This is a genomic window from Exiguobacterium sp. s16 (assembly GCF_018618115.1).
GTDB classification, from domain to species: domain Bacteria; phylum Bacillota; class Bacilli; order Exiguobacteriales; family Exiguobacteriaceae; genus Exiguobacterium; species Exiguobacterium mexicanum_A.
The window spans coordinates 163,013-183,163 of record NZ_JACSLM010000001.1; the positions used below are offsets into that span (position 1 = coordinate 163,013).

General features: G+C 52.0%; 22 protein-coding genes. 17 read left to right on the forward strand and 5 right to left on the reverse strand.

Features of this window, described 5'->3' with window-relative positions:
- Nucleotides 1–4 precede the first annotated feature (4 nt).
- The 4 genes from KNP86_RS00865 to KNP86_RS00880 all read left to right on the forward strand — a co-directional run bounded on the left by KNP86_RS00865 (nucleotide 5) and on the right by KNP86_RS00880 (nucleotide 4,628).
- Nucleotides 5–334, forward strand: a complete 330-nt coding sequence (locus KNP86_RS00865) for a nucleoside triphosphate pyrophosphohydrolase (protein ID WP_214752472.1) — start codon at nucleotides 5–7, stop codon at nucleotides 332–334.
- On the forward strand, nucleotides 327–2,684 hold the full coding sequence (locus tag KNP86_RS00870) for a DEAD/DEAH box helicase family protein (RefSeq protein ID WP_214752474.1): 2,358 nt from the start codon (nucleotides 327–329) through the stop codon (nucleotides 2,682–2,684). Before KNP86_RS00865 ends, KNP86_RS00870 begins: the two co-directional genes overlap by 8 nt.
- Nucleotides 2,685–2,704: 20 nt before the next feature.
- Nucleotides 2,705–2,962 (forward strand): hypothetical protein, encoded by a 258-nt coding sequence (locus KNP86_RS00875; RefSeq protein WP_214752476.1) that lies wholly within the window; start codon nucleotides 2,705–2,707, stop codon nucleotides 2,960–2,962.
- 127 nt (nucleotides 2,963–3,089) lie between these two features.
- On the forward strand, nucleotides 3,090–4,628 hold the full coding sequence (locus KNP86_RS00880; protein ID WP_214752478.1) for a hypothetical protein: 1,539 nt from the start codon (nucleotides 3,090–3,092) through the stop codon (nucleotides 4,626–4,628).
- Nucleotides 4,629–4,739: 111 nt separating this feature from the next.
- Here KNP86_RS00880 and KNP86_RS00885 read toward each other — a convergent pair whose 3' ends face one another.
- The 5 genes from KNP86_RS00885 to KNP86_RS00905 form a co-directional block, all read right to left on the reverse strand.
- A complete protein-coding gene (locus tag KNP86_RS00885; RefSeq protein WP_214752479.1) occupies nucleotides 4,740–5,096 on the reverse strand; it encodes a DUF1304 domain-containing protein in 357 nt (118 codons plus the stop codon).
- Nucleotide 5,097: 1 nt separating this feature from the next.
- A complete protein-coding gene (locus KNP86_RS00890; RefSeq protein ID WP_214752481.1) occupies nucleotides 5,098–5,391 on the reverse strand; it encodes a putative quinol monooxygenase in 294 nt (97 codons plus the stop codon).
- Nucleotides 5,392–5,406: 15 nt separating this feature from the next.
- Complete coding sequence (locus tag KNP86_RS00895; RefSeq protein ID WP_034776748.1) at nucleotides 5,407–6,045, reverse strand: nitroreductase family protein; 639 nt, start codon at nucleotides 6,043–6,045, stop codon at nucleotides 5,407–5,409.
- 23 nt (nucleotides 6,046–6,068) lie between these two features.
- Nucleotides 6,069–6,479, reverse strand: a complete 411-nt coding sequence (locus KNP86_RS00900) for a MarR family winged helix-turn-helix transcriptional regulator (RefSeq protein ID WP_034776750.1) — start codon at nucleotides 6,477–6,479, stop codon at nucleotides 6,069–6,071.
- Nucleotides 6,480–6,600: 121 nt separating this feature from the next.
- On the reverse strand, nucleotides 6,601–7,353 hold the full coding sequence (locus tag KNP86_RS00905; RefSeq protein WP_214752483.1) for a hypothetical protein: 753 nt from the start codon (nucleotides 7,351–7,353) through the stop codon (nucleotides 6,601–6,603).
- 179 nt (nucleotides 7,354–7,532) lie between these two features.
- Between KNP86_RS00905 and KNP86_RS00910 the strand changes: the two genes are divergently transcribed.
- The 13 genes from KNP86_RS00910 (at nucleotide 7,533) to KNP86_RS00970 (ending at nucleotide 20,151) form a co-directional block, all read left to right on the forward strand.
- Nucleotides 7,533–7,934: a GntR family transcriptional regulator gene (locus KNP86_RS00910; protein ID WP_034776753.1), complete on the forward strand. Its 402-nt coding sequence runs from the start codon at nucleotides 7,533–7,535 to the stop codon at nucleotides 7,932–7,934.
- Nucleotides 7,909–8,790, forward strand: coding sequence for an ABC transporter ATP-binding protein (locus tag KNP86_RS00915; protein ID WP_214752485.1), 882 nt, complete (start codon nucleotides 7,909–7,911; stop codon nucleotides 8,788–8,790). The genes KNP86_RS00910 and KNP86_RS00915 overlap by 26 nt, the downstream gene beginning before the upstream one ends.
- Nucleotides 8,780–9,907, forward strand: a complete 1,128-nt coding sequence (locus tag KNP86_RS00920; RefSeq protein ID WP_214752487.1) for an ABC-2 transporter permease — start codon at nucleotides 8,780–8,782, stop codon at nucleotides 9,905–9,907. The genes KNP86_RS00915 and KNP86_RS00920 overlap by 11 nt, the downstream gene beginning before the upstream one ends.
- 13 nt (nucleotides 9,908–9,920) lie before the next feature.
- Complete coding sequence (locus KNP86_RS00925) at nucleotides 9,921–10,388, forward strand: DUF4825 domain-containing protein (RefSeq protein WP_214752489.1); 468 nt, start codon at nucleotides 9,921–9,923, stop codon at nucleotides 10,386–10,388.
- Between the two features lie 137 nt (nucleotides 10,389–10,525).
- On the forward strand, nucleotides 10,526–12,199 hold the full coding sequence (locus KNP86_RS00930; protein WP_214752491.1) for an AMP-binding protein: 1,674 nt from the start codon (nucleotides 10,526–10,528) through the stop codon (nucleotides 12,197–12,199).
- Nucleotides 12,200–12,279: 80 nt separating this feature from the next.
- Nucleotides 12,280–12,858 (forward strand): fatty acid metabolism transcriptional regulator FadR, encoded by a 579-nt coding sequence (locus tag KNP86_RS00935; RefSeq protein WP_034776763.1) that lies wholly within the window; start codon nucleotides 12,280–12,282, stop codon nucleotides 12,856–12,858.
- A 79-nt stretch (nucleotides 12,859–12,937) separates the two neighbouring features.
- Entirely contained in the window at nucleotides 12,938–13,711 is a 774-nt protein-coding gene (locus KNP86_RS00940; RefSeq protein ID WP_214752493.1) for an electron transfer flavoprotein subunit beta/FixA family protein, read from the forward strand.
- Nucleotides 13,712–13,724: 13 nt separating this feature from the next.
- A complete protein-coding gene (locus tag KNP86_RS00945) occupies nucleotides 13,725–14,690 on the forward strand; it encodes an electron transfer flavoprotein subunit alpha/FixB family protein (protein WP_034776767.1) in 966 nt (321 codons plus the stop codon).
- 106 nt (nucleotides 14,691–14,796) lie between these two features.
- Nucleotides 14,797–15,111 (forward strand): thioredoxin, encoded by a 315-nt coding sequence (trxA, locus tag KNP86_RS00950; protein WP_034776769.1) that lies wholly within the window; start codon nucleotides 14,797–14,799, stop codon nucleotides 15,109–15,111.
- A gap of 371 nt (nucleotides 15,112–15,482) precedes the next feature.
- Entirely contained in the window at nucleotides 15,483–17,912 is a 2,430-nt protein-coding gene (locus KNP86_RS00955) for a Na+/H+ antiporter subunit A (RefSeq protein ID WP_034776771.1), read from the forward strand.
- The gene (locus KNP86_RS00960) at nucleotides 17,896–18,333 is read left to right on the forward strand and encodes a Na(+)/H(+) antiporter subunit B (protein ID WP_034776773.1); all 438 of its coding nucleotides are present in this window, start codon (nucleotides 17,896–17,898) and stop codon (nucleotides 18,331–18,333) included. The genes KNP86_RS00955 and KNP86_RS00960 overlap by 17 nt, the downstream gene beginning before the upstream one ends.
- Nucleotides 18,333–18,674, forward strand: a complete 342-nt coding sequence (locus KNP86_RS00965) for a Na(+)/H(+) antiporter subunit C (protein WP_214752495.1) — start codon at nucleotides 18,333–18,335, stop codon at nucleotides 18,672–18,674. Before KNP86_RS00960 ends, KNP86_RS00965 begins: the two co-directional genes overlap by 1 nt.
- Nucleotides 18,667–20,151 carry a Na+/H+ antiporter subunit D gene (locus tag KNP86_RS00970; protein WP_138859773.1) on the forward strand — a complete coding sequence of 495 codons (1,485 nt, stop codon included), beginning with the start codon at nucleotides 18,667–18,669 and terminating at the stop codon, nucleotides 20,149–20,151. The genes KNP86_RS00965 and KNP86_RS00970 overlap by 8 nt, the downstream gene beginning before the upstream one ends.

A 20,151-nucleotide genomic window follows, 5' to 3' on the forward strand; every position in this document is an offset into this window, starting at 1 on the left:
TTTAATGACTCAATACAACAAATTAATCCGCGACCGTATCCCTGAAATCATTCACAAAGCAGGACAGATTCCTGTCGTCAAACACTTGAATCAAGCCGAGCATTTCGAACAAGCGCGCTTGAAACTCTATGAAGAAATCAAAGAGTACGAAGAGACGAATATTGATGAAGAATCACGCGAAGAACTGGCTGATATTTTGGAACTCGTCTATACGCTCGGAAAAATGCACGGCGCGAGCTTCGAAGAATTGAATCGTATCCGTGAGGAGAAACGTGAAAAGCGGGGTGGGTTTGAAGAAGGTCTCTTCTTGGAAGAAGTTCTTGATCATGAGTGAATTGCGTCTGCATACAAGTCATTTACGAATTCCATTACAACACCAAATCAACGCGGCGACTGAAATCTATATGGTCGTCGCGTTTGCGCAAGTATCGGGTGTTCAAGAACTCACCGCTTCACTTCACCAAGCAGTCAATCGCGGTGCACAAGTCCGCATTCTAATCGGGGATTACCTCTATTTGACGAACCCGGACGCGCTTGAAATGTTAATGAACATTCAAGGCGTTGAGCTAAGGCTCTATCGATCAAAAGGACAGTCATTCCACCCGAAAGCGTATTTGTTCCGAAACCAAGATGGCGGAACATTCTTTGTGGGTTCTTCCAATCTTTCGCATAGTGCCTTGAATCGAGGCGTCGAATGGAACGTTGAGATTCCAGCAAGTATCTCGGAAGACGTGTTCGAACAGTCCGTCGATGCGTTTCATGATCTCTTCTATAGTGATTATGCCCAAATCATGAATACTGTCTCATTGCAGCCTTATCGTGAAGAGTATAATGCCCGTCAAGATCGGATGAAAGAAAACGAGCAAGTTGCAGAATCGACCCCGGTCTATATTGAGGACGATACAATCACGCCGAACACCGTGCAAGATGCTGCGCTGAAGGCGTTACGCGAGACGATGGACGAAGGCAGACGTAAGGCGATGCTCGTTCTCGCTACAGGACTCGGGAAGACGTATTTGAGCGCCTTTTTTGCCCGCCAGTTCAAACGAGTGCTCTTCATTGCCCATCAAAAAGAGATTTTGCTTCAAGCAGAGAATTCTTTTAAAAGGGTCTCAAATGAATGGAAGACAGGACTACTACTTGGCGGTGACTCGAGAGATGAGCAATCGGCAGACGTCTTGTTCGCATCGATTCAAACGTTGGCTTCAAAACACCGAATGGAACAGTTCGAACCAGAACAATTCGATTTAATTATCGTCGACGAGTTCCACCATTCGGCGGCACCATCCTATCGGCGTGTCCTTGACTACTTCGAGCCGAAATTCTTGCTCGGTTTGACGGCGACGCCGGATCGGTTGGACGGGGGAGACGTCTATGCTTTATGTGATGACAACGTTGCGTATCAGATGCACTTCACCGAAGCGATTGAAGAGTCGTATTTGACACCATTCCATTACGTTGGGATTTATGATGAGATTGACTATTCGCAGATTCGACTGATCAACGGTCGTCGCTATGATCAGGACGAACTGTTGGCGGAGCAGTTGAAGGAAAGTGTCGCTCAAAAAATCTTTGATGCCTGGCGGATGCATCACCAAACGCGAGCACTCGGCTTCTGTTCATCGGTCACTCAAGCGGAATATTTGGCCGACTATTTCCGCCTGCAAGGTGTTCAAGCTGTCGCGCTACATAGCCAGGCCGAATATGACCGCGCCGATGTGATGCGTCAATTGAAGCAAGGGCATCTCGATATCATCTTCGCGGTCAACTTATTCAATGAAGGTGTCGATATCCCGGAGATTGATACGTTATTGTTCTGCCGCCCGACTGAATCGTTGACGGTGTTCACGCAACAAATCGGACGTGGATTACGTCTATTGAGCGGGAAGACGCACTGCACCATCATCGATTTGATTGGGAACTATAAGAACATCGATAAAAAGTTGGCGCTGTTGACGACGAAACGACAGCCGATTGTCAAAGAGCTCCCGACAAACGGGACCTTGCCTAATGGCTGTACCATCGAATTTGATTTACATGCCATCGATTTGTTGAAGCGAATGGTCACGCGTTCTTCGACACGCCGACAACAGCTGGAGCGGAACTACTTCATGGTGAAGGAGGAACTCGGGAGACGACCGAGTTATCTAGAGTTGGTCCAGCGAGGGGAATACTCGATGGACGCTTATCGTTCTGAATGGAAGAAAGACGGTGGTTTTTATGGATTCCTTAACCGGACGGGAGAACTGAATGACGAGGAAAAACATCTGTTTCAAGAGGCGAAGTCGCTATTGCTTGAAGTAGAATACACCGACATGACGAAGAGCTATAAGATGATTGTGTTATCCATCATGTTAAGTCGTGGAATTGATGGATGGCTTCAGCCACTACCAGCGAGCGAGGCAGCTCGTCCATTCTATGAGTTCATCAATGCTTTCCCATATCGGCAACAGATTGATGGACAGACAAAAGACTTCCAATCACCGTTCCATCAACAAAAGATTGAAAAGTTACTCTTACGGATGCCATTTGATAAAATAGCTAAAGGACCGTTCTTCGTGTCAGAGGAAGCGCTACGTATCGAGCATAATGAAGCGTTTGCTCATCCTTTGATTTACGAATGGGTCAGTCAAATCGTTGAAGTACGACTACATCATTACTTCAGTCGTAAAGCTTCAGAATGATCGGGAAAGGAGTCTTTAACTTGAAACGCGCACTACTTCGCAAAATCCAATTCGCCCTCCAGCATCATGGCGGGACGGCTTCATTGAAAGAAATCAACGCATATATCGAGCGGTCATACTATCAACTCGAGCTCGATCGGTATAAAGACTGGAAGGCTCACGTCAATAAACAGATTCGGGTCCATTCAAGTGATTCGGCCAGCTTCGCGGGGAAAGAAGACTTGTTTTATTCCACAGGAAATAAGGGCATCTGGGGCCTTCGCCAACCGAATAACTAACCGAAAGCGGAACCATTTCAGTTGGTTCCGCTTTCAATGTTTACAAAACATCACACCCCCTTGTCACAGAATGTTCAATCCTGTAAACTTCGAAACAGTGTGAAAAAAATGTATAAGGGGTTTATCCATGGAAATCGTTCAGCAATTATCGCAAGTACAATTACTCAACCAATTCTGGTTGCTCATGGCCTTCGTCATCCCGATGGTCATTTTATCGCGGATGGTCGTGGCCGGTTCACGGTTCTCACCAATCCTCGTCATCGTCATCTTCGGTCTCGGACTTGGCTTCGCCATGGTCGAGATGGGCATCGCGACACCGGGTCTCCCTGAGTTCCCGCTCGTCGACTTTATGTCACGGACGACGATCATCGCGCTCGTCGTATCGTTCTTCGTCGGTGGACAAGAACTTCGCAAGATCTTAAGCAAGCAAGAGCTCGACATGAAAGACATCGTCGTGCCATCGAAAGAAGAGATGTTCCTCGGAACAGGACGGACACAGTTCATCTTCATCCTCCGTTCATTCTTCTTGCTCGTCGGTCTCGAAGGGTTCTTCCGCATGATGATTCAACCGGGCGCGGCAGAGGGCATCATGCTCTATTACCCGATCCTCGCGTTGATCGGTCTCGCGGCATCGTTCCTCTTGATCGACCACAAGGCTCAAATCGACGATAAGAAGGTATACATGCGTAAAGGCGTCATCGAGACAGTCTTGATGCTCGTCATCTTGTTCGTCTCGTACGGCATCGCCGTGGCGGTTCAACCGATTATCGCGCTGCCGCAAATCTTCTTCGCCATGTTGCTTTCGTCAGCACTCGGTGCCATCTTCCACAACTGGACGTATGGACCGACCGTCCGTGCGCTTCTGTTCGCCGGAATCCCGGTCGTCTTGGCCGCCAACTTCATGGTCGGTGGCTCGCGAATCGGTGATGCGTTCGCCATCGAAGGCATGAACTCGATTCTCGTGTACGGTTTCTTCGGTCAGTTGTTCTGGATGTTCGGTGGGATTGCGCTCCTCATGTGGTTCGCCCGCACAGGACACATCCGCAACCTCGCACCAGGTATGGCCGGCTCGCTCTCGCACAGTGGTCTCACAGGCGCATGTACGGCTGGTGACTTCGGTCAAGTGGCCGCGAAACGTGCCCCAATCATGATCAACATCCCGTTCTTCGGTCACATCTTCGTGTTCTCGATTTTGGCAGTCAGTGCCGACAATGGGGCGCTCTGGATTTGGCCGACGGCGATCATCGTCTTGGTCGGTCTCACGTTGACTGCGCTCTCGCTTAAAAACTTGCGCGGTGCCAACGGAGAAGACTTCAAAGAAGTGAAGGCGCTCATGCAGTTCTCGTTCGGTTGGCAGATGATGGCGGTCTTTGGTGGACTCGTCCTTCTCACGTTCAGCACGATCGCGTTCGACTACACGACGATGGCTCAATCGTCAGCCATCTCGCACTTCGGTCTCTTCGCAGCCGTGCAGGGCGGTATGTTCGGGACGGAAGCGTCGCTCCTCATCCCGCTCATCTTCTCGATGCCATTCCTCGTCCATCCGATCGTGTTCTACATGTTCGGGAAGGCGCTCGATAATAACGGTGAAATGCCACGCGTACCAGTTTACGCCATGGCGCTCATCGGTGTCGTCGGAGTCTCGTTCGCGATTCTCGGCGTATAACAAACAGCCGCTTCTACAAATGCGTAGAAGCGGTTTTTTGTATGCCGAAACATCGGACCGATGAATCGATGGGACAAAAAAACGGCCGACACGATGTCGACCGCTTCAAGCTCACAACAACATGGACAACAGCGTCAAAATCGCCAATCCACCTTGCGTGAGGATAATCTTTTTGTTGCTCGTGATACTGCCGTACAACGCGACGAGCACGATATAGATAAGAAGCATCGTGACGATCTCGATCGACTGGCTGACGAACAGACCGTACAGCAAGCCGACGCCGATCAACCCGTTATAGACGCCTTGGTTCTTGAACAGCACCGATACGGAGTCGCGCGCGAGCTCTTGTTCCGTCATGTTGAAGACACGGGCCGTCGTTTTCGAACGAGTGGCGAACGTCTCTAAATACATAATGTAGAAGAACTCGAGTGCGACGAGCGTTCCGAGGACGAGGGTGAGCCCGGACACGTTAGTTGGCCGTCGCGACTTCCGTCACATGGAGCACTGGTTTCGCCGTCACGTAGTTGCCTACGTTTTGGGCGAACGCGATGAGGTCCGGGTTTTGGTTGTGTTGTTCGACGGCCGCTTGGTCGGCCCAGTTCTCGATCATGACGAAGCGGTTCTCCGAAGTCGTCGATTGGAACAGTTCATAGCTCAAGCAACCGGCTTCTTGTTTCGACGAATCGATGAGCTTGTTGATGTCCGCCAAAAAGTTTTCAAATTCCGTTTCTTTCACGTCGAAAATAGCATTGATTAAGATCATGTGGGTGTCCTCCGATTATTTGAATGATGTGATTTTTTCAGCGTCGAGACGTACCGATTGGTAGCCTTCTTCTGCAGCTTTACCGACCGAGAGGATCATGACCGGCACGTAACGGTCTTTATCTAAACCGAACGCTTCCGCGAGTTGGTCTTTCTCGAAACCGCCGATTGGGTTCGTGTCGTAACCGTGGGCACGGGCGACGAGCATGAATTGCATCGCAGCGAGGCTCGAGTCGATTTTGACGATGTCGTTCATCTCTTGTGTCGACAAGTTCTTGTAGTACGGGAGGATGGCGCCGAGCTGTTGGTCGCGTACTTCTTGCGGCATTTTGCCTTCCGCAACAGCTTGGTCGTAAATCTCTTCACCGAGCTCGTAGCATTCCATATCGCCGAAGATGAGGACCATCGCAGCCGACGTGTCGTTTTGACGGACGTTGAAGCGGATGAGCGGTTTGAGCGCCTCTTTCGCCTCTGGGCTCTCGACGACGACGAAGCGCCACGGTTGCATGTTGACTGAAGAAGGAGCCGTTGTCGCTTCCTCGATCATTTGAAGCATTTCAAGTTGTGAGATTTTGACGTTCTCGTCGTAGACGCGGATCGATTTACGACCGAGCATCACGTCAGTGAATGTGTTGTTTTCGAATGTAGTTGCCATGGATATTACCTCTTTCTCTCTTGTTATAGTTGGTTTAGCTTTTGCAGCAGACTCGACAGCTGATTGATTTCTGACTCGGACAGCACTTTCGTGATCAGATGCTTGCCGCGGTCGTGGTCTTGTTCACAGCTCGTCAAGTCATGCTTGGCTTCGTCGGTTAAATGGACGAACACTTCACGATGGTTCGCGGTGTTCCGTTCCCGGCGGACGTAGCCTTTTTCTTCAAGGATCTTCAAATGGCGGGTGATGGCCGCATTGTCGATTTTCATCGCCTGCTGAATCTCGCTTTGCGAACAGACGCCCTTGTCATGCACGATCATGAGCATCTCGTAGCGGGTCAGGCTGAAGCCCGTCTCTTTCTCGAACGAGGTCGCGACGCGTTGGTCCGCCAGTTTGATTTGGTAGAGCAGTCGGCTGATATCTCGTAATTCCATCTGTGGTGTCTCACCCCTCTCATTTGATAAGTCAATTATTGACTCGTCAAATGTAAAACATTCACGCCGTGCTGTAAAGGAGAATGCTCACAAAAAAACCATCCGCTTTTGCGAATGGTCCTCAGTCTTCATATTTTGTGCCATCGAAGTGGTAGTCGTAGATGAACGTCGTCTCGTCGAAGCCATACAGTCGATCATGGCGATTCAAGTCCTCGATTGTCTGAATTTCATGCATCGCCGGTTCGCCAGGGAACGAGTCGCGTGCGACGTTCAAATACCGCTCGGTGAAGTCGTCATCCTCATACGGTGTTCCGTCGAACGAGAAATGAATCGAGTAGACGTCATCTTCCAAAGCTCGTATCACGCCGAGCATCCGTTGTTTCTGCGCATCGGTATTGGACCACTCCTCGTGGAACATGATGGACACGTCCAAGAACTCTTTTGACTCGACGTCGAAGACGGACGTCGGGGTAGGGCGTATGGTCGTCGCAACGCCTTCATCCACACCGGTCGGTACACTCGCGCGGACCGTTTCCGCCTCCGTCAACAAGTCGAGTTGCTCGAGATGCTCCTTGAACGTGTCTTCGGCTTCTTGCTGCCAGACATGTTCAAGCACGTTGTCATGGATCGTTTGATCAGTCTGATACGTCTCAGCCCAATAGTCACCTTCGAGTATCGGATCGGTCAGGGTGAATTCGGCCGCATAGCCGCCCATCTTCCAGTCGCGCTTGAGCGTGACCTCGACGTCTTCTCCATATGTATCTTCAATATAGGACGCGTATCGTTCTTCCTCATCTTGTTTTGCATAAGTCGACCATGTCGTGCCAAGCGCGGTCACGGCGACAGCGGTTGCGACTAACCATCGTTTTCTCATTTTTGATTCACCTCTTTACCAATGTACCTGAAATGGAAGTGTACTACCTCGGTCCAAAGTCGTATTCAATTTATTCCCAAATGCCTGTAAACTGAAAGTGCCCTTTAAGAACTATTGTATTTACGTGTACTAATACATATAATACACTTATACCACGTACACAAGAGAGGGTGTGACCCATGTTATATAAAATTGATATGAAAAGCGCGGAACCTTTGTATGAACAAATCGTCAATCAGACGAAGGCGCTCGTCATCCGCGGGATTTTACGGCCGGGCGATAAAGTCATGTCGGTGCGCGAACTTGCGACCGACCTCGTCATCAATCCGAACACGGTCAGTAAGGCGTATCAGGAACTCGAGCGGCTCGGATTGCTCGAGATGCACCGCGGGCGGGGGACGTTCGTCTCCGAGGACTGGATCGACCAGGACTCACCGCGCGCCCCAATCCTAGAGGCGATCAAGAAGCTCGCCATCGATTGCCATTACGCGAACATCGCGCTCACTGAAGCGCTGACGCTATTTGAGACAGAGTATAAGAAAGTAGGGGAGAACCATGCTGACAGTCCAGCAACTGAGTAAAAAAATCGATCGACAGCAAGTCCTTGATGATATCGATTTCACCGTCGGCGCAGGGGAAATCATCGCCCTCGTCGGACGGAACGGGGCCGGCAAGACGACGCTCCTCCGGACGATGGTCGGCATCATCCGACCGGACACGGGCGACGTCCGCTACGGTCCATCGAGTATCTTTGAAAAAGCAGAGTTAAAGCGTGACGTCATCTTCGTCCCGGATTCGGCCGATGCGCTCAAACATTATACAGTCAACGAGGCGGCCGCGCTCTACGAATCGATTTATCCGACGTTCAACCGTTCAACCTTTAGAGAGACGCTCACACGATATAACATCGACAACAAGAAGATTCGCCAGCTCTCGAAAGGGCAGAAGGCGATGGTGACGCTGTCGCTCGCGTTCGCCGTCCAAGCGAAGTATTATCTGCTCGATGAACCGACGGACGGACTCGATGTCGTCGCCAAGTCGGACGTCTTGAAGCTGATGATTGCCCAAGTCGAGGCGCGCAACTGCTCGATTATCGTCTCGAGCCACCAGTTGCATGAGCTCGAACGAATCGCCGACCGCATCATCATGATCGAGAAAGGGCGCGTCAAGGCGATCATGTCGCTCGAGGAGGCGCGGGAGACGAGCGTCAAACTGCAAGTCGTCTTCAACGACCAAGTACCGGTCGAACTGCTCGAACGGAAAGATATCGAAATCATCAACGTCACAGGGCGGGTCGCCTTGTTCATGGCGAAAGAACGGACGAAAGAACTCGATACGTTCGTCGATGCGCATGACCCGATGCTCGTCGAAGAGATTCCGATGTCTCTCGAAGACATCTTCCGGGTCCAATTAGGAGGTGAGGCAAGTGTCTTTTAAAGTGTTGTTAAAGAAAGACTGGAAACAAGTGTCGTTGTTATGGATGTTGCTCGTCTTCCTTGGAATCGTCGCCTACACGCTTCCAGTGTGGACACAGATGCAATCATTCGATGAACAAGTTCGAGAAATTCAAGCGAATCCCGAGGACTATGCCGAATGGTATGGCGACAATGTAACGAATCCGTCGGTTGAAGAGTTGTTCAGCCCGCAGTACAGCTACTTTATTGGTGACTTACAGACATTGATCCCGTATGGTGGCGTCATCTTCCTCTATATCATCTTTGGCTTCTTGATGGCATCCGTCTTGATTGGAAGTGAACGTAATAGCCAAATGTCTGACTTTGCGATGTCGCTCCCGTTCAACCGCAACCAGCTATACATATCGAAGTGGTTGATTGGGACGAGCGGGATCATCGTCTCGTCTCTCCTTGGCGGACCGCTCATGCTTTGGATCATCCATTCATCACGCTATTCGTTTTTGATGGAAGGACACGCATTGCAAGTCGCAGGACTCGCTGGGTTTATGATGTTGACCGGCATTGCCGTCTTCTCATTGGCGTTATGGATGGGTTCATTCGGTGGGGAGGCCGTCTCGCAAGTGCTCTGGTCGGTCGTCGCCTTATTGTTCCCTGTCGGCATCTTACTGTTGATTCAAGGGTCGATTTTCTCGGTCACGCAAAACACATCTGGTGTCTATGAACTGTTCGAACGGGCCATCGAAAGTGTGTTCATGCGAGTGATCTCACCGCTTGCGAACGTATTTAACGTCGATACGTTCAACATGTTCACGGACAATACGGTGTGGGAAGACTTTATGACGGTGGCGATGCTTAGCGCCATCAGCTTTATCATCCTCTCGTTCGTTCTCGGCTTATGGATGTTCAACCGGGCCCCACAAGAGAACAACGGCCGCTTCTTCATGTTCACGAACTGGCTTTGGCTTGTCCACGTGATCATGGTCGTCTGTTTCGCCATGCTCGGCGGGATCATTCTGGCCAACCTCTCGTACCCGACGAACAGCATCCTTTACGTTGTCGGCTTTGTCATCGGCGGTTTCCTCGCTCATTTACTTGCGAAACGCCTGCTCTATCGCTTGAACTTGAAACTAAAATCTTGATAGGAGGATTTTCATGAAACGGCTCAGTCTGCTCGTCGTCTTGCTCATCGTGCTCGCTGGATGCGGGGACACCGAACGATCGAACGCTTTCCAATACAAAGGGTCTTACGTCGGGGACAACAGCGCCGTCGCCGGCATCGCCAAGACGTTGCCGATGCACGACTGCTACAAGTCGATCGAGCTGCAGACGAAAAAACGTCCTTACGGGCTGACGATTCGTTACAGTGATCCTGAGATTGAACGGATCGAACAGGAGCGGCTCGCGATTCGGAATGCGGCGACGTACTTCACACTCGTGCAAAACACGGAGATTGTCCGCTTCGCTTTCCCGAACCGGACATATTCGTTCTCGCGCCCGGAGATGGAGGCGTGGCTCGACATCGACTTCTCGACGATCAAGTGGGAAAAAGAGTTAAAGGATCACTTGGACGAGAAAATCAGCAACCAAGAGCAGACCGAAGCCTATTTCAAGAGAATCTGAACGTGTGCGGAAACTTTCATCCGCGCACGTTTTTTCGATATTTTCTGAAAATTATCGGGTAAAGGGTAGATGAAAGCGTTTTCTTGGCATTATAATAGAGTTAACTGAATGACTATTCATTCCAAGGAGGAGAATCGATGAACAAACCGTGGTTGCAAGATTATCCAGCTGACATGCCAGAAACGATTGATTACGAGGTGAAGCCGCTCTATGAGGCGCTATCCCGGGCCGCTACCGATTATCCGGACCGGACCGCCGTCTCTTTCATCGGCAAAGAGTTGACGTTCGCCGAGGTCGATGACGCGGCGAAGCGACTCGCGACGATGCTCCAATCGAAAGGCCTGCAAAAAGGGGACCGCGTCAGCCTGATGCTCCCGAACTGTCCGCAATACGTCATTTCATTCTACGCTGTCTTGTACGCTGGTGGAACGGTCGTCCAGACGAACCCGCTCTACACCGAGCATGAGCTCGAGAATTTGATCACCGACTCAGGTGCGAACATCCTCATCACGCTCGACCTCCTCTATCCGAAATCGCTTCGTGTGAAACAGAAGACGGACATCAAGACGATCATCACGACGAGCATCGCCGACTATCTTCCGTTCCCGAAGAACAAGCTGTACCCGATTAAAGTGAAACGTGAGAACAACATCGTCATCGACACGACAGGTTCGGTCGCATTCAAAGACTATAAGAACTTCGGGCCGATCACCCCGATCGCAATCGATCCGAAAGAGGATGTCGCTGTCTTGCAATATACCGGCGGAACGACAGGTTTGCCAAAAGGCGTCATGCTGACCCACTTCAACTTGACGGCGAACGTCGACCAAATCTCGAACTTCTTCTATAGATATAACCGAGGCGACCTAAAGCGTGTCTTGAGCGTCGTCCCGTTCTTCCACGTCTACGGGATGACATGCTGTCTGAACTTCGGGATGGCGAACGGATATGAGCTCGTCCTCGTCCCGCGCTTTGACGTCACCGACGTCTTGAAGACGATTCATAAGAAGAAGCCACACTTCTTCCCAGGTGCACCGACGATGTATGTCGGCATCCTCAACGACCCGAAATTGAAGAAATATGACCTGTCGTCAATCGAGGCGTGTATCTCCGGATCGGCGCCGCTCCCGGTCGAAGTGCAGGAGCAGTTCGAGAGCATCACGGGCGGTCGCATCGTCGAAGGGTACGGGTTATCGGAGACATCACCGGTCACGCACGCGAACTTCCTATGGGATAAACGGATTGTCGGCTCGATCGGCGTGCCGTTGTCGGACACATCTGCTAAAATTGTAAAGGCAGACGGGGAGACGCCGGCGGATGTCGGCGAGATCGGTGAAGTCATGCTTCATGGCCCGCAAGTCATGAAAGGATATTGGCAGAAGCCGGAAGAGACGGCTGCCGTCTTGAAGGATGGATGGCTCGCGACCGGTGACCTCGGCTATATGGGCGAGGACGGGTTCTTCTATATCGTCGACCGGAAGAAGGACATGATCATCGCCGGAGGCTTCAACGTCTATCCGCGTGAGATCGAAGAAGTACTCTATGAGCATCCGGCCGTCAAGGAAGCGGTCTGTATCGGCGTCCCGGACCCATATCGCGGCGAGACGGTCAAGGCGTTCATCGTGACGCGTGACGGCGCCAGCGTGACGGAAGAGGAGCTCGACAAACACTGTCGCGAGAAGCTCGCGGCGTATAAAGTGCCGAAGCTGTACGAGTTCCGTGAGGAGTTGCCGAAGACGTTCGTCGGTAAGATTTTACGTCGTGTCCTCGTCGACGAAGAGAAGGCGAAACAAGTGAAACAAAGCAGTTGACACAACCGTGTCACATGATAGAATAATAAATGAATGAACCATCATTCATTTTTCTGCAGCGGTAAGGAGCTTGGGTGTTTATGACAAAGAATGGATCAAAAAGTGACCGCATTATCGATGCGGCAGTGAAAGTGATTGCGGATCATGGCTATCACGGTGCAAAGGTGACGGCCATCGCCAAAGAGGCGGGCGTCGCCGACGGAACGATTTATCTGTACTTCAAAAACAAGGAGCATCTGTTGATTGAATTGTTCCAAACGAAGATGGGCTTGTTCATCGACTACTCGAAGCAACAGATCGAGCAGGAGACGACGGCCGGCGACAAACTCTATCAGTTGATCGAGTCGCACTTGAAGCAACTGTCGGCCGATTACGACCTCGCCGTCGTGACGCAAATCGAGCTTCGGCAGTCGAACTTGGCGCTTCGTCAAAAGATCAGCGAAGTGTTGAAGCCGTACTTGAACTTGATCGATGCGGTCGTGCAGCACGGGGTCGACACCGGCGAGTTCGACCAAGAACTTGACTATCGCCTCGCCCGGCAGATGATCTTCGGCACGATCGATGAAGTGGTCACGAGCTGGATGGCGAGCGGCTTCAAATATGATTTGATGTCGACGTTACCGAAAGTACACCATATGTTAAAAAAAGGGCTTGCTTAACCGTAAGCCCTCTCGCTAGCTCAAAAAATGAATGGAGATTCATGAATGATGGTGCGAACAACTTAAAGGGGGAACTACGATGAATATTTTTGTATTGCTGAAGCGTACGTTCGATACAGAAGAAGCGATTCAGCTCGAGAATGGGGAAATTCAAGAAGACGGCGCTGAGTTCATCATTAACCCGTACGATGAGTATGCGGTCGAGGAGGCCATTCGCAAGCGTGACGATCTCGGGGGAGAAGTCACGGTCGTGACGGTCGGTCCAGAAGACGCGGACAAAGAACTTCGCACGGCGCTCGCGATGGGTGCGGACAAAGCGGTCCGTATCTCAATCGAGGATGACGTCGAGGACGCCGATCACGTGACGATCTCAAAAGTGCTCGCTACGTACTTGAAGGAACAAGCGCCTGACCTCGTCTTCGCTGGGAACGTCGCCATCGACGGCGGCAGCGGCCAAGTCGCGCCACGCGTCGCTGAACTGTTGGACATGAACTACGTGACGACGATCACGGAACTCAAAATCGACGGGACGATGGCGACGGTCACACGTGACGTCGAAGGGGACACCGAAGTGATCGAAGTGCCGCTCCCGCTCCTCGTGACGGCGCAACAAGGGTTGAACGAACCGCGCTACCCGAGTCTTCCAGGCATCATGAAGGCGAAGAAGAAGCCGCTCGAAGAACTCGAACTGTCGGACATCGACCTCGATGAAGACGAGATCGAAGCGAAGATCGAGACGATTGAACGGTTCTTGCCGGAAGAGAAGAAAGCGGGACGCATCCTTGAAGGGGATACGTCGTCACAAGTGAGCGAGCTCGTTCAATTACTTCGCACGGAAGCCAAAGTCATTTAAGGGGGACACATAGATGAAAGCTCTAGTACTCGCAGAAGCGCGTGAAGGCGCGTTACGGAACGTATCATTCGAAGCCATCGCCGCGGCGAAGCAACTGACGGACGACGTGACGGCGGTCGTCATCGGGGATGATGTCAAAGCACTCGCCAATGAACTCGGGGAATACGGCGCGGGACGCGTCCTCGTCATCGAAGACGAGCGTCTCAAACACTATACGCCAGACGGTTACGGACAAGTGCTCCGCCAAGTCATCGACCAGGAGTCGCCGGACATGATCGTGCTCGGCCATACGGCGCTCGGGAAAGATATCGCACCGAAACTCGCGGCTCGTCTGGACGCCGGTCTCATCAGTGACGTCGTCTCGATCGAAGGATCTGGAAAAGACGCCGAGTTCGTTCGCCCGATCTATTCAGGGAAGGCGTTCGAGAAAGTGAAATTCAAAGACTCGGTCATGTTCTTCACGATCCGTCCGAACAACATCGACGCTCTTCCGCGTACGGCTGGAGCGAGTGTGTCGGTCGAGACACCGAGCGTGGAGCTTAAGGACCTCGCCATGATCGTCAAAGAAGTCGTCCGCAAGGCGACGGGGAAAGTCGATTTGACGGAAGCGAAAGTCATCGTCGCCGGTGGGCGCGGCGTCAAGAGCGAGGACGGCTTCAAGCCGCTCGAAGAGCTCGCGGAATTGCTTGGTGGGGCCGTCGGTGCTTCACGTGGAGCATGTGACGCCGACTATTGCGACTATGCACTTCAAATCGGTCAGACCGGGAAAGTCGTCACGCCGGACTTGTATATCGCCTGCGGCATCTCTGGGGCGATTCAACACTTGGCCGGGATGAGCAACGCCAAAGTCATCGTCGCCATCAACAAAGACCCGGAAGCGAACATCTTCACCGTGGCCGACTACGGCATTGTCGGTGACTTGTTCGATGTCGTCCCGCTCTTGACGGAAGAGTTCCGCAAACACCTCGTCAATAGCTGATATGCAGAATGTTTGGGGAAACGTACCCTCCGTGGTATACTCTGAACATGAAATGCATGAGAGTTCTTAATCGGCTCTCACATCTTACTGGGGAGGTATTTACCAAATGGCTATTAAACACGCAACGACTCAAACATTCGAACAAGAAGTAAAAGAGGGCGTCGTCCTCGTCGATTTCTGGGCAGCTTGGTGTGGACCGTGCCGCATGATCGCACCGGTACTCGAAGAGCTTGACCAAGAGATGGGCGACCAAGTCCAAATCGTGAAACTTGACGTTGACGAGAACCCAGAAGTAGCGGGTGCTTTCCAAATCCAAAGTATCCCGACACTCATGATGTTCAAAGACGGACAACCTGTTTCGAAAACAATGGGCTTCCAACCAAAAGAAGCACTCAAAGAGTTTATCGCGACAGCAAAATAATGCGTACAGCCGACCGGGGAACTGGTCGGCTGTTTTTTGTTGGGCTCGTTAGGGAAGAAGGAGTTTAGTCGTTTCGCATGGAATAACAACGGTTAAGGTTCGGTCCGGATTTAACGGGGAATCCGGAAAAAGTACCATCTGAAAACGGATACATACAACGCTTGATCAGAATTTTTTTTCGTCGCTTTTTGTCGACTCTCTTCATATTTAACAGTCCGGTATTTTTTGACGAGGCTCTGAAAAGCGGGAAGGTTTTATCATGGAAACAGACTGAAAATTTACGCTATACTCATGAGGAAGACATGATGGCGTCAAGTGACCTTAATAATTGGCCCATCGCTTGTAAGACTCTGTTCGAAGGAGGAATTTTCTTGTCGGTGTTACATTTAGCTATCTTATTGCCGCTTCTCGCGGCACCGTTCATCCCGTTCTTGTTCCGGGCGCTGAAGCGAATCCATACGGGTTGGTTCGTGTTAATCGTTCCGGTCGTCCTGTTCGTGTACTTCTTCCGCTTCATCGGAATCACGAGCGCGGGGGACGTCGTGACGGAGACGGTCGAATGGATGCCATCGCTCGGCATCAACTTCACGGCCTACGTGGACGGGCTCGGACTATTGTTTGCCCTCCTCATTACAGGGATTGGGGCGCTCGTCGTCCTCTATTCGATTTACTATTTGAATAAAGACAAAGAGTCGCTCGGTCATTTTTATGTGTACTTGCTCTTGTTCATGGGTGCGATGCTCGGTGTCGTCCTCTCGGATAACATGGTCGTCATGTACATGTTTTGGGAACTCACATCGATTTCGTCGTTCCTGTTGATCGGGTATTGGTATGAGAAAGAACGCTCACGCTACGGGGCTCGGAAGTCGATGCTCATCACCGTGTTCGGGGGCTTGTCGATGCTAGGGGGGATCGTGATCCTCGAGTCAATCGTCGGCTCATTCAGCATCCGTGACATGGTCGCCAATCAGGCACTCATCGCCGACAGCCCGTTCTTTATCGCGGCGATGATTCTCATCTTGCTCGGCGCCTTCACGAAGTCAGCGCAATTCCCGTTCCACATCTGGTTGCCGGATGCGATGGAGGCACCGACCCCGGTCAGTGCGTACCTCCACTCGGCGACGATGGTCAAGGCCGGTCTCTATCTCGTCGCACGGATGAGTCCGGTGTTCCAAGAGTCGTCACTCTGGCTATGGATCATTGCCTCGGTCGGGACGTTCACGCTCTTCTGGGGTTCGTTCAACGCGGTCAAACAGACCGATTTGAAGGGGATTCTCGCCTTCTCGACGGTCAGTCAGCTCGGTCTCATCATGTCGCTTCTCGGCCTCGGGGCCGCGGCGCTACATTATGACGGCATGGATGACAACATCTATATGGTCGCGACGATCGCGGCGATCTTCCACTTGATCAACCATGCGACGTTCAAAGGGTCGCTGTTCATGATGGTCGGGATCGTCGACCACGAGACGGGGACGCGAGACATCCGTAAGCTCGGCGGTCTGATGACCGTCATGCCGATCACGTTCACGATCGCCGTCATCGGCTCGTTGTCGATGGCAGGGTTGCCGCCGTTCAACGGCTTCCTCAGTAAAGAGATGTTCTTGAAGGCAACCACGAAAGTGTTCTCGATGGACTTCTTCGCGCTCGATACGATCGGCATCTTGATCCCGGTCGTCGCGTTCATCGCGAGCGTGTTCACATTCATCTACAGCTTGATTATCTTCACCCGGACGTTCATGGGCAAAGCCCAGTTCGACCGGTTACCGAAACAGCCGCACGAGGCACCGATCGGGATGCTCATCCCGCCAGCGATTCTCGCTATCCTCGTCGTCGTTCTCGGTTTCGTACCGAACGTGTTGTCGAACTCGCTCATCAAGCCGGCCGTCGAGTCGATCTATCCGACGCTCGTCGCGAGCGGGCAGGACGTGAAAGTCGACATCTACTTCTGGCATGGATTGACACCTGAACTCTATATGACGATTGGGGTCATCCTGCTCGGGACGCTCATGTTCTTCACGATCAACAAGTGGATGGGCATCTATAACCATATCCCGCATCGCTTGACGCTCAATGGCATGTACGACGGGACGCTCGTCTGGTCGAACAAGGCGGCGTATCGCTTTAAAGACAACTATATGACGGGCTTCATCCGCTCGTATTTGGTGTACATCTTCTTGTTCTTGTCAGGCATGATGTTGTTCTCGATGTATCGCTTCGACTTGTTCGACTTCTCGTTTGGCGAGATGGAACCTGTCGCACCGTATGAATACGTCCTCGGGGCGGTCGTCATCTTGGCATCGCTCGCGATTCTGTTCATGCGTTCGCGTCTGCCGTCGATCATCTTGCTCGGTGTCGTCGGATATTCGGTCGCGTTGTTCTTCGTCTTCTTCAATGCCCCGGACCTCGCCTTGACGCAACTCGTCATCGAGACGGTATCGGTCGCCTTGTTCTTGCTCGTCTTCTACCACATGCCGGAGATCAGCAAGAAAGAAGTGCGTGTTAAGTTTAAAATCGAGAATGCGATTGTCTCGATTTTCGTCGGGGTGACGGTGACGCTCCTCAGCTTCATGGCGCTGTCGAACCGTTCATTGTCGTCAATCTCCGAGTATTATAAAGAAAACGTCTATGACTTGGCAGCCGGGAAGAACATGGTCAACGTCGTCCTTGTCGACTTCCGTGGCTTTGATACGTTGTTCGAGATCGTCGTCCTTGCCATCGCGGCCATTGGGATCTACACGATGATCAAATTTAGAACGACAGTACGTACGAAAGGAGCGCGCGAACATGAACCGAAAAAATGATCAAGTCAATGACGTCATCTTACAGACGGCCGCGGTGATCATCTTCTTCATCATCATCGTGTTCTCGATCAATTTGTTCTTCGCCGGGCACTACTCGCCGGGCGGAGGCTTCATCGGTGGTTTGATGACAGCGGCGGCGCTCGTCCTCTTGCTTCTCGCCTTTGACTCGAAGACGCTCGCTGACGTGCTCCCGTTCGACTATCGGAAGATGACGGCGCTCGGTCTCGTCATCGCGATGCTGACGTCACTTCATAGCATCTTTTGGGACCGTCCGTTCCTGACTCACGCCTATGACAAATTCGATTTGCCGCTCTTGGGCGAACAGACGCTTCACACGGCAATCGCCTTTGACCTTGGCGTTTACCTTGTGGTCATCGGTGTGACGATGACGATCATTCAAACGATTGGAGAGAGTGAATAATGGAAATCTTCGTTAGCATCATCATCGGTGTCCTGACGATGAGCGCGGTCTATATGATTCTCTCAAAGAGTTTGTTGCGCATCATCATCGGCACCGGGTTGCTCAGCCACGCTGCCCACTTGCTCGTCTTGACGATGGGTGGACTGAAAACCGGAGCGGCACCCGTCCTCGTCGATGGGATCACGGAATATACTGACCCGCTCCCGCAAGCGCTCGTCTTGACGGCGATCGTTATCAGCTTCGGGGTGACCGCGTTCTTCCTCGTGCTCGCGTATCGGGCTTACCAGGAACTGAACACGGATAATATTGAGGAAATGAAAGGAACGGAATCGAATGATTAACTTACCGATCTTTCCGATTGTCATCCCGGCGCTTGCGGCCATCTTTCTTCTCTTCGCACCGAAGCAAGTTCGTCTGCAACGCGGAGTGGCACTCGGGGCTTTACTTGTAACGTTTGCAGTGACGGTGCTGCTCATCTTCACCGTGTCTCAAGACGGCATCATGACCGTCAACTTAGGGAACTGGCCGGCACCGTTCGGAATCACGCTCGTCTCGGACATGCTGTCGGCACTACTCGTCGCCACGTCGACGTTGCTCGTCTTTTTCATCGTCTGGTTTGCGACCCATTACTTCTCAGACGCCTATGAATCGAACTACGTCTACGTCGCGATGCTGTTCCTTCTCGTCGGGGTGAACGGTGCCTTCACGACAGGCGATATTTTCAACTTGTTCGTCTTCTTTGAAGTCTTCCTCATCTCGTCGTACGTGTTGATCGTGCTCGGCGGGAAGGGCGTCCAGTTACGCGAGTCGATTAAGTATTTGCTCGTGAACGTCATCGCCTCGGCGCTGTTCGTCATGGCCGTCGCGCTTCTTTACGGGACGGTCGGTACGCTCAGTTTGGCGGACCTCGCGCAAAAGATTCCGCTCGTGGAGAATCAAAGCGTCATCACCGTCATCGGTGTGTTCTTCGTCATCGTCTTCGGCTTGAAAGGGGCACTCGTGCCGCTCCACTACTGGCTCCCGGGCTCATATGTCGTGGCGCCGACACCGATTCTCGCCATGTTCGGGGCGCTGTTGACGAAAGTCGGCGTCTACTCGATCTTGCGGACGTATACGCTCCTGTTTGATGGTGGAAGTGCGTTCATGCAGAACTTCTTGATTATCCTCGCCGTGTTGACGATCGTCATCGGGATGATCGGGGCGATCGCCTATAACGACGTCAAGTTGATCATCATCTACAACATCATGATCGCCGTCGGCGTCATCTTGTACGGAATCGCACTCAACACGCAGACGTCGCTCGAAGGGGCGCTCTACTATTTGATTCATGACATGTTGATCAAGGCCGCCTTGTTCATGCTCGTCGGGATGATGATCGGCATCACCAAGTCCGGTCAACTGCGCGACATGGGCGGTTTGATCACCCGCTTCCCATTGTTCGGTTGGACGTTCTTCATCGCAGCGTTGTCCCTCGCCGGGATTCCGCCGCTCAGCGGATTCTTCGGGAAACTGTTGATCGTTCAAGGCGGGGTCGGGGAAGGCAGCCTGTTCGGGCCGCTCCTCATCTTGCTGTCGAGTCTGTTCGTCCTCTTCTCGGTCATCAAAATCTTCTTGTACGGATTTTGGGGAGAAGAGAAACGAGTCTATGACGGTCCGCTCGTGCCGTATATGAACCGCCTCATCGTGCCGACGTTCTTGCTTGTCGCGGTCGCCGTCGCCTACGGGTTTGGTGCCGAAGCGATGCATCCGTTCATTACCCAGGCAATCGAACCGCTCGTGCAACCCGAAATCTATATCGATGCCGTGATTAAGGAGTGA